At 46.4% G+C, this 780-nt stretch carries 1 protein-coding gene; it reads right to left on the bottom strand.

Translation table 11 applies throughout. The features are described 5' to 3' along the window. Positions 1-418 precede the first annotated feature (418 nt). A complete protein-coding gene (locus tag FCN80_RS26175; RefSeq protein WP_306767946.1) occupies positions 419-694 on the bottom strand; it encodes a DUF2938 family protein in 276 nt (91 codons plus the stop codon). Positions 695-780 lie beyond the last annotated feature (86 nt).

Raw genomic sequence — 780 nt, 5'->3', positions numbered from 1 at the left:
CTGGCGCGGCTTACGACGATTAAGCGAAATACAAACCGGATGGGAAATTGCTACCGGGAGATGTGGCTAGTTGTAAGATCAGACGGACGCTTACGGAGTACGGGGTGTCGCGTGGCAAGGATTTGGGATGGAAAAAAACGAGCCATGCCCCGTGAAATATCCTGACGTAAGCAGTCCCTGAATCATTTCTCAGCCGCCAGTACGGCCAAAGGGCAGGAGGTATTAGATGGTTTTTGAATCGCCTTGCTATACAACGCGATATTCAGAGCTGCCGATCGTAAAATGATGATGTTGTACATAGGGAAAGTGTCAGAGCCGTGACTGAAGGGTTGGTGTTGTATTTCCGCACGACTGATTCAGCTCTGACTGGGAAAATGACATTAACCTCAGTGATAAAACAATACGCTGAAGCGCATATTCAACTGATTGAATAAAGTAGCGCAAATCCATACTGGCCAATTGCAAAGACAATGTGGGCGACGATGATGTAGATAATCATCAACATCTGGTTCGGTAATTTTCTCCCCAGAAAACCGCCCCCCATGGCGGGCATCAGCAAGGCTAAGCCTGCAAAAGTGCTGACAACAACGCCAATGATGAAGACAGGGAGAATGCCCGGTTGCACAGCAAAGCGGGTACCCCAGAAAACTAACAACAGCAATGCATAAGCAATACCGACGAGGTAATGGAAAATCCATCCTGTCGAGCCTGTAAATTAAATTGTGTAATTGCCTGATTTTGATATGTTCAATCCAACATCAGAAACAGGTTAATTTATGG

This window comes from Martelella alba (assembly GCF_005217455.1).
GTDB lineage: Bacteria > Pseudomonadota > Gammaproteobacteria > Enterobacterales > Enterobacteriaceae > Acerihabitans.
Note: the sequence above shows the minus strand (reverse complement) of the source record. Positions and strands in the feature narration are given on the sequence as shown.